General features: G+C 54.6%; 8 protein-coding genes and 1 pseudogene. 4 read left to right on the forward strand and 5 right to left on the reverse strand.

Features of this window, described 5'->3' with window-relative positions; genetic code table 11:
- Positions 1 to 17: 17 nt before the first annotated feature.
- Positions 18 to 1,577, forward strand: coding sequence for a hypothetical protein (locus IEY39_RS24815; RefSeq protein WP_188936726.1), 1,560 nt, complete (start codon positions 18 to 20; stop codon positions 1,575 to 1,577).
- A 128-nt stretch (positions 1,578 to 1,705) separates the two neighbouring features.
- On the opposite strand, the gene IEY39_RS24820 is transcribed toward IEY39_RS24815, so the two are convergent.
- The 3 genes from IEY39_RS24820 to dinB all read right to left on the reverse strand — a co-directional run bounded on the left by IEY39_RS24820 (position 1,706) and on the right by dinB (position 4,262).
- The gene (locus IEY39_RS24820) at positions 1,706 to 2,341 is read right to left on the reverse strand and encodes a peroxiredoxin (protein WP_188936727.1); all 636 of its coding nucleotides are present in this window, start codon (positions 2,339 to 2,341) and stop codon (positions 1,706 to 1,708) included.
- Between the two features lie 144 nt (positions 2,342 to 2,485).
- On the reverse strand, positions 2,486 to 2,983 hold the full coding sequence (locus IEY39_RS24825) for a GNAT family N-acetyltransferase (RefSeq protein WP_188936729.1): 498 nt from the start codon (positions 2,981 to 2,983) through the stop codon (positions 2,486 to 2,488).
- 43 nt (positions 2,984 to 3,026) lie between these two features.
- Positions 3,027 to 4,262 carry a DNA polymerase IV gene (dinB, locus tag IEY39_RS24830; RefSeq protein ID WP_188936733.1) on the reverse strand — a complete coding sequence of 412 codons (1,236 nt, stop codon included), beginning with the start codon at positions 4,260 to 4,262 and terminating at the stop codon, positions 3,027 to 3,029.
- Between the two features lie 166 nt (positions 4,263 to 4,428).
- On the opposite strand from dinB, the gene IEY39_RS24835 reads away from it, so the two are divergent.
- The 3 genes from IEY39_RS24835 (at position 4,429) to IEY39_RS24845 (ending at position 7,587) form a co-directional block, all read left to right on the forward strand.
- Positions 4,429 to 5,247: a hypothetical protein gene (locus IEY39_RS24835; protein WP_188936735.1), complete on the forward strand. Its 819-nt coding sequence runs from the start codon at positions 4,429 to 4,431 to the stop codon at positions 5,245 to 5,247.
- A 570-nt stretch (positions 5,248 to 5,817) separates the two neighbouring features.
- Positions 5,818 to 6,450, forward strand: a complete 633-nt coding sequence (locus tag IEY39_RS24840) for an SMI1/KNR4 family protein (protein ID WP_188936737.1) — start codon at positions 5,818 to 5,820, stop codon at positions 6,448 to 6,450.
- 51 nt (positions 6,451 to 6,501) lie between these two features.
- On the forward strand, positions 6,502 to 7,587 hold the full coding sequence (locus tag IEY39_RS24845; protein ID WP_188936739.1) for a hypothetical protein: 1,086 nt from the start codon (positions 6,502 to 6,504) through the stop codon (positions 7,585 to 7,587).
- A gap of 53 nt (positions 7,588 to 7,640) precedes the next feature.
- Here IEY39_RS24845 and rimM read toward each other — a convergent pair whose 3' ends face one another.
- Positions 7,641 to 8,159: a ribosome maturation factor RimM gene (rimM, locus tag IEY39_RS24850; RefSeq protein WP_188936740.1), complete on the reverse strand. Its 519-nt coding sequence runs from the start codon at positions 8,157 to 8,159 to the stop codon at positions 7,641 to 7,643.
- Positions 8,160 to 8,247: 88 nt separating this feature from the next.
- A pseudogene (locus tag IEY39_RS29945) lies at positions 8,248 to 8,468 on the reverse strand (30S ribosomal protein S16); the annotation flags it as partial.

An 8,468-nucleotide genomic window follows, 5' to 3' on the forward strand; every position in this document is an offset into this window, starting at 1 on the left:
CTATAAAAACCACTTATATGAGAAATTTTTACATTTGTATCGTTCTCATAATCTCCATCTTCACCCTCTTTTCCGGGGTGTCCGCCCAAACCTGGCGCCTCCAGGAATCCGCCTCCACCTTGAAGGGCCCCAAACATGAGATCCTGCCCCGTCCCGACGGCGACATCCTGACCATTACGCATCCCAACGCAGGCGACAAGGGCCCGATGACCATTTGCCGCTTTGACAATCAATTGAACGAGATCTATACACGCAAGATCACCCTGCTTAGCCACGAACGCTACCAGGCCGCCTGGTACGACGACGACCGGCTCTTCCTCTTCTGCACCGATCGCCGCGGCGGCCTCACCCGCTATACTATTGACGACCGGTTCGGCTCGCTCACCGGCCAGCCGGTGCCCCTTACCGGGCTGCTAAGCCCCGCAGAGGATCAAAAGGCCGTCACCTTCCATGCCGGGGCCTCCCGTGACGGCAGCTATCATTACATCGTTGCTGTCACCAGCCAACCAAAAGATAGGGACAATACTATCCGGGGCATCCTGCTCAACCGCCAGGGCGATCAGCTCTCCCGGTTCCAATTCGGCACCCCCGCCGTCAAACCGCTCGACCTTGCGCTCGTCCAGTCCGACGACGGCACCCTGGCCATCATCTACCGGCTTACCTCCGCTTACACCCTCACCCGCATCACCACCGACGGCAACGTCAAGGCACTTCCCCTCACCGGTCTGCCCGAGGGTGATCTGCGCAATATTTCCTGGGTAACAGCGGGAACGACGCTTCGCTTTTCCGGCCTGATCAGCCGTGGCAAACAGGCCAATTACGCCACCATCGTCACCGGCAGCGTCGATCCGGTCACCGGCTCCGTATCCGATCTGAAGCAAACGGACGTAACCACCCTCATGGCCCAGGCGCCGGTGCTGCAACGGGAGCTGATGCAAAACGGGTTCCCCGCCAATCTGACCCTCTTGCGCACTATGCCCCTGGCGGATGGTTCCAGGGTCGTGCTCTTCGAAAGCAGCGGTGAACGGCTGGTCCAAAACCGTTTTTCCCCCGCCATGCGCAATCCCGCCTCCGTCTTTGGCCATACGGGTACATTTACCCCTATCAGCCCTTCCACTCAAGGCATCTCCTATCACAGCCGTGGAGACGTCTACGTGCTGAGGCTGGACAGGGACAATAACCCGCAGTGGCTCAATGTCCTGTCCAAGAACCAGGAAGAGTCGGATGGGGTCACCGCCATCGGCGTCGGTTGTCTTGTCGACCGGCAGGATAACCTCCATGTCTTCTTCTACGATAGCAAAAGCAATCCCGAGGCCTGCACCGCCAACCCGACACCCATTCGGGCCAACGACCCGCGAGGTTACGAATTTGCCTGTATCTCCATCACCCCCGATGGATCGATGAAAAAACAATTTATCGAAGTCACGGACAATCGCTACCGCCTCATGCCCGAGATCGCTTTCGTGGATAACAAGAACGAAGCCTGCTTCCTGGCCGTAAAAACGAAGATGAGTCTCACCGAAGAGCTCGCCGCCGACCGCGCCGGATACAAGCTCGGCACCATCGCAATAAAATAGCGCGCCATCGTCCAAAACGCGCCATCGTCCAAAAAAAAGACCGCCCGGGATACTCCCCAAGCGGCCCATATAGAAACCCATTCAACTTTTAACAATTTGCGCCCCCACTCAACCGGCGGGGCGGCGGCCTACTTATTCGGCTGCGGCGTGTAGCGCAGGTAAGGCTTGACCACCTTCACCCCTTTCGGGAATTTCTTCTGCGCATCTTCCGTGCTGATCGACGGAACGACGATCACATCCTCCCCTTGCTTCCAGTCAACCGGCGTAGCCACACTGTAATTGGCTGTCAGTTGCAACGAGTCGACAACGCGCAATACCTCGATGAAATTGCGGCCCGTAGAAGCGGGATAAGTAATGATCAGCTTCACCGCCTTGTCCGGCCCGATCACCACCAGGCTCCGCACCGTAGCGGTTGCAGATGCGTTCGGGTGAATGAATTCATAAAGTGTGCTCACTTTCCGGTCGTCGTCGGCAATGATGGGGAAATCAACGGTGACATTTTGCGTCTCGTTGATATCCTTGATCCATCCGATATGACTGGCGACGGGGTCAACGCTCAGGGCCAGCACCTTTACACCCCTTTTGGCAAACTCGTCCTTCAGCGACGCCGTCCTGCCCAGTTCGGTCGTACACACAGGAGTATAATCAGCAGGATGCGAAAAGAGGATTCCCCAGGAATCACCCAGAAATTCGTAGAAGTCGATGTCGCCAATCGATGTCTTGGCTTGGAAGTTAGGGGCTTTGTCCCCGAGACGAAGTGACATAATCAAATGTGTTTTGAAGTTTAAAAAAACCGTTAGACTTGCCCAAACGGAGGGTAAAGATATTAATTCCCTATCAAAATAGTAGACTTACATTTTTATTTTTTGATGAGGTGCCGCCCCTCCGGGGCGGCACCTCATCCCAACTCACTGTCTATCAAACTTCTTCTGCATCAGATAATCTTCCAGCGTATGCTCCGTCCCCAACTGCGTCATCACCTCCGCCGCAACAAAATAACCGTTCTTCTTATACAGCCCCACGGCGCCTTCATTCTTGCGCAGCACCAGCAATTGTATCTCCTTCACCCGCAGCTCCGCCGCCTCGCGGTGGATAAAATCCATCACCCGCTGCCCAATACCCTTGCCGCGAAATTCCTTCAGGAGATAGAACTGCGTCAACACCATCGTCCGGTCTTCCTCATGCAACGCAAAATAGCCGATGACCCGGCCGTCCATCTCCACCATATAATGCCGATACCCCTCCCCCACCTGCGCCTCGAAAGCCCCGATGGTATGCGACGACCTCATCAGGTAGTCACCACATTCCGGCGGGAGGTACTGGGAATAAAAGTCCGGGACGATCTGGCGGCCCAACGCCTCCATCGTCTCAAACTGCTCGCGTGTGTATGCTGCTGTGATTTTCATAGCAATTCCGCTATTGATCTTCCGCCTTCACCGCCGCGTCCGCCTACTCATCTGCCTCCCGGCCCGCATCCTCCACCGACTTCCGCAAAAACCGGGACACCGCCTTCCCACTGCTCTTCTCTTCCTCCCCAAGCCGCCCCCCGGCCTTCACCACCGCCCCTTTGCCCCATTTATTCTTCACCTCATCTATCGCCTTGTACAACTCGGTCTTCTTCCGTGTATCCTCGAACAGATTCGTCTGGATCGCTTCTCCTGTGAGCTCACTTAATCGAACGCCCAGGAGACGGATAGGGTTGCCCTTGCGCCACAACTTATGAAACAGCTCTTTCGCTTTGGCGATCAGCTCATCGTCATAAAAGGTGTAGGGGATGGTCACCTGCCGCGAAGTCGTCTCGAAATCCGGGTACCGGATCTTCACCGCCACACAACCCGCTGTCTTGTTGTCCTGCCGGAGTTCGTACCCGACCCGTTCGGTCATCCGCACCAGCTCGGCCATCAGGAAGTCTACATCGGTCTTGTTCTCTTCAAACGTATTCTCCGTGGAGATCGACTTCGCCTCGTGATACGGGATCACTTCGCCATTATGGATGCCGTGCGCCTTACTCCATAGTTCGGCCCCATACTTGCCAAACCGGCTTTCGAGTACTTCCACCGGCTGCTCGCTCAGATCGCGGATGGTCATGACACCCATCTCCTTCAGCGCCTGATAGGTATGTTCCCCGACACCGGGGATCTTGTTCACGGGCAGCGGGGCGAGGAATTCCCGTTCCATCCCCGCCGGGACCTCGATGTAACCGTTTGGCTTGGCTTCCTGGGTCGCGATCTTGGAGATCATCTTATTCGTTGCAAGCGCGAAAGAGATAGGAAGTTTGGTCGCGGTGATGATCTCTTCACGCAGCGCAATGGTCCATTGATAGGGATCGAAAAAGCGGTTCATCCCTGTCAGATCGAGATAAAACTCATCTATCGACGCTTTCTCGAACAGCGGGGCCTTGGCCGCGATGATTTCCGTCACCCAGCGCGAATATTTGCTGTATTCTCCCCGCGCATTCCCCACCACCGTTGCATGCGGACAAAGGCGCAACGCGGTCTTCATCGGCATGGCGCTGTGGATGCCATATTTGCGTGCTTCATAGCTGCAGGCCGCCACCACTCCCCGGTCGCTATGCCCACCCACGAGCAATGGCTTGCCCTTCAACGAGGGATCGTTGATACACTCGACACTCACAAAAAAAGCATCGAGGTCGAAATGCGCAATACAGCGTTGGGGTGTCGTCATTGGCGGAAACAAATATACTAAAAATATTAGCCGCTCCTCCCGATTCGCCGAATCTTCGCCGATTCACGATACGCCCGGTGCTCCCGGCGCACCTATCCGGGAGACTGGGTATTTCGGCAAGCGCCACCAAAATACTCCTACCTTTGCCTTGCTAAACAGAACACCTATGCGCAAGATCTTTTCCTACGCCGCCACGGCAGTATTAGTGGCGACAACGACCTTTTCCGTCCAGGCTCAAAACGCTGTCGATCAAGTAAATAACAGCGTCGACAAGACAACCAACACCGTCAACAAAATTGGCGGCCTGTTCAAAAAGAAGAAGAAAAACACCGACTCCACCGCAGCAAAACCCGCCGCCTCTCCTAACACGAATATCACCATCAATTCCGGCTACGACTTCGTGCCGGGCGCCACCGTGCTATTCTTCGATCCCTTCGATTCGACGGTGATGGGTAACTTTCCCGCCAAATGGGTCACCGACGCCAGCGGCGAAGTGGTTACGTTGCAGCAATACCCCGGCAAATGGTTTAACATCACCGCTAACGGGATGTATATTCCGAAACTGAAAGGCGGTTTGCCAAAAGATTTTACCGTGGAATTCGACCTCATCCTCGCCAACGTCAGCGGCAATCACACGTTTTATGTGGACTTCGAAGATGCGCTCAACCACAATTTCGACCGCTATCCCTCTAATCCTTTCCTGCAATTCCGCATCTACGACCACGGCAATGCATATGTCGACTGCAAAGGCAAGAACCTGAGCACCGATGTCAAAAGCAGCGCCTACAATGAGGGCGGCAAGATCAACCACTTCGCCATCCGCAAACAGGGCGAACGCCTCCTCATCTACATCAACCAGGAAAAAACATTCGATATCAACCACGCCTTCGAGGACCAGCGCACCTACAGCACTTTTAAGTTCAGCGCCGACTTCACCAACCCGTCGCATTTCTTAGTATCCAACGTTAAGATAGCCGCTTTATAACCATACCTTCCTATCAGCGACAGCCTCCTGGAAGCAGGGGGCTGTCTTTTTTTGCTCCCCCGCCGCCGCCGGCCATGCCCAAGCAGCCCAAGCCCGGCAAGGGCCGTATGCAGCTACTCGAAGCAATAAATGAATTGGTGAAATAAGACTGCCGGGCAGCCGCGGTCGCCGGCGCCATCCGTGACTTTCCACTGACTATAACAGGCTATGAACAAAAACAAAAGCGCCAGAAGAGAAGCGGGATGGCGATCCGGCGATAGGGCTGCGTCTTGAAAGGATCTCGGTCTGTAGGTCTTCCCCTTTGACAAATCCGATCGGTGAAACGCGGCCCGCCGATCGGGAGGTTTTTCCAAACACTATGTTAAACCTTAATTCCCTATCATTGGAAACTCCGATACACTAACAGAGACCACCACCCGCAGCTAGAGCCCTCCCCACCGCTGCCCGGCTGCATCCCCCGGCTGCATTACCGCATCCGCCATCCGCCGTCACCGCCCCGTCACCGCCCCGCCGCCGAACAAACCGCCAAACAAACCGCCAAAAAATAAAATAACCTTCCTAAATTTAATCATGCCAACGACCAGCCAGCCATACGAACTCATCCGGCAATACCTCGACACTTACTTCGAAGCCCTCCGGCAGGAGGGCCCCTATGCCCTCGCCCATCCTGCCGACCTCATCCCCAGGAGCATGATCGACCTCGCGCACCCGCTGGAAGGCGACGAGGAATATGCCTGCTGGAAGCCCATTCCCGGCACGTTCAACGATAAGGACCTTAAGGCGCTGGAATCCCTCTACGGCCATCCCCTTCCCGTCTCATACCTGTATTTCCTGCAGCAACTGCATTTTATCGAACTCTATATGGATCAGAACAGTCTGGCTTTCTTCCCCAGTTTTCCCAGGCAGCTCGCATCCGGCTTCAGGGACATCCTGAAGAAATACTATCCCGAACTCCCTGCCCGCGGCTTCCTGCCCTTTGCCAATTACGGCGATTGGGGCGTAGCCTGTTTCGATGCCCGCCAACCCGCACCCGCCAACGACTATCCCGTCGTGGTCCTCGATCACGAAGACGGCTACACCAACCCCATGCCTTACACCGCCTCCTTCCTCGAAATGTTCGAACGTGCCCGCGACGGCTTCATCTGGCTCGGCGTCCCCGGCTGGCAGCCCGATCCCAACAGGCATCATCATCATGAACACTAATGGCCTGTTGGTTAATCCGGGAGGGTCGCACGTATTAGAAGAAAACAATACGTGAGAATCGAAAAAGTTCAGATTCTGGACAAGAAAAAGCCCTCTCGTTCCGTAAGTAGATTTCTAGTGAACGGAGTACTGGATGAACACACTGTCATCTCCAAAAATGCAATCAATATTCAATCGGAGGCAACGTTCCATGCTCTACTGGAATTACCCTACGAACGATTGTTGGAATGGAGCTGTGTCTATGAATATAGCGGCCTTACAAAAGAAGACTATCCATTCCCGCTAGCCTTAGTCTTAATTTTAGATGAAACCAAGAGAGGATTTTCCTCTTTGACCATAGAAGCTCTTCTCAATTTCTTCCATTGGGACAAGCCCTACTCCGTTACCGAATTGGCCACCTGTTATAGAAATGCTTGCAAAAGGATTCGTGGAGTCAAGCTTAATATAGATTTGGAATCGAATGACGATCCTAACATTACTTTCGATTGTTTTTTCCGAAGCAAAAAAATACCAGTCAAAAAGTATTTTGACCTGGCCATCACCGCTTTGAATGAAGCGCATGCATCAACTCAACATCTACTTGAAAGAAATCATGAAGACGGCCTCACCTCCATATTCTGCTTTCCGCCAGAGATAAAAACAGCCGCTACCCAATACCTGCTGTACTTCGGCCAATTCCTTGAAGACCTCGGCATCGAAGCATTTACCTCGCTCAAAGAAGAACTGAACCGCATCCTGTTCACAGTAACCCCCAAAGACAAAGACCAGGCATTGGACTGGATCCGCCAGGTGCTGGCCATCTATCTCCAGGCGCCTGCCTCCGGCTTTGCCGATGACCTGCAGGATTCGTCTATAGCGCACTTTCAATGGAAGGCTAATATTCACCATCTAAGGAGTCAACTGGAACTCGCTCGCGCTATGATACAGGTGAAGGAGGCCACAATCGACGCACTCCAACTCACTAACTATCGCCTGCAGGATCAGCTTAACGTCCAGCAGCAGGCATTGGCCGATTCCAACACAACAGAGAAGACAGAAGAGGAAATATTCGGAGGCGCCGCCTCGATCACCAAGGTCAAATTGAAAGGATTGACAATCAATCTTCCCTACATTTTACGGCGTCTTAGAAGAAAATGACCGATCGCCGCCGAGCCGCCGGGCATCCGATCACCCGGCCCGCACCGCCATCCCTATTGATAAATTTCCAACAACCCATCCGGCAACTCCACATGCACCTCCCGCTTCCGCGCATCCACCTTGCGCAGCGTCTGCTCATGAACGGGTATCAATGCCTCCTTCCCCCCCAGATCGATGCGACACAACACCTGGTGCGGCTGCTCGATCACCTCGAGAATCTCCCCCAGATCGCGCCCGGCATCAAAAAGCCTGAACCCAACCATCGAGATCGGCGCCGACTTGCCCGCAAAGTGCTCGAAATCGCTTTCGGCCAGCCACACCTCTTTTTGTACTACCCGCCGCGCAGCCTCCTTGGTATCCAGCCCCTCCAGCTTGACAAAGATCTCGTCATCGCTCTTTACGCGCGTGCTCTGAATAAACCACGGAAGCATCTCGTCGCGCCGCTCCTCCAAAAAAAGCGTCTTCAACCCCTTCAGGCTGGTCTTGCGGCCAAGGCGGTGGAGAAGCACCAGCTCCCCTTGCAGTCCATGCACGGCAACGAGCCGGCCGATATTGCGGTAATTGTCACTCATGGTTCCGTACTCCCGGGCTCCCAGGCGAAAAAAAACAGGAGGCGTCAGCCTCCTGTTGATACATTTAGATTGTCTAAGGCCAAAAAAACTATGCCTCCGCAGACGCCGTAGGCGCTCCACCTTCGGGCTTGCGCTCGGCTCTTTCCACCCTTCTTACGGGAGGACCACCGGGACCTCTCCGGCCGCCGGGGCGGGCTTTGCGGTTCTCTTCCTGGCGTTTCTTCATTTGGGCTTCGTGCTCGCCATGCCACTTCTGGAATTTCTCCATCGCAGCCGCGTCATCGAATAACCCTAATTTCACACCACGCA

Origin of the sequence: Puia dinghuensis (assembly GCF_014642875.1) — a bacterium.
GTDB classification, from domain to species: Bacteria; Bacteroidota; Bacteroidia; order Chitinophagales; family Chitinophagaceae; genus Puia; species Puia dinghuensis.

Bases quoted from the DNA above. Each gene is read 5' to 3' on its own strand.
- IEY39_RS24815 (WP_188936726.1), top strand. From the start codon at position 18: ATGAGAAATTTTTACATTTGTATCGTTCTCATAATCTCCATCTTCACC.
- rimM (WP_188936740.1), bottom strand. From the start codon at position 8,159: ATGAGTGACAATTACCGCAATATCGGCCGGCTCGTTGCCGTGCATGGA.
- IEY39_RS24835 (WP_188936735.1), top strand. From the start codon at position 4,429: ATGCGCAAGATCTTTTCCTACGCCGCCACGGCAGTATTAGTGGCGACA.
- dinB (WP_188936733.1), bottom strand. From the start codon at position 4,262: ATGACGACACCCCAACGCTGTATTGCGCATTTCGACCTCGATGCTTTT.
- IEY39_RS24825 (WP_188936729.1), bottom strand. From the start codon at position 2,983: ATGAAAATCACAGCAGCATACACACGCGAGCAGTTTGAGACGATGGAG.
- IEY39_RS24840 (WP_188936737.1), top strand. From the start codon at position 5,818: ATGCCAACGACCAGCCAGCCATACGAACTCATCCGGCAATACCTCGAC.
- IEY39_RS24820 (WP_188936727.1), bottom strand. From the start codon at position 2,341: ATGTCACTTCGTCTCGGGGACAAAGCCCCTAACTTCCAAGCCAAGACA.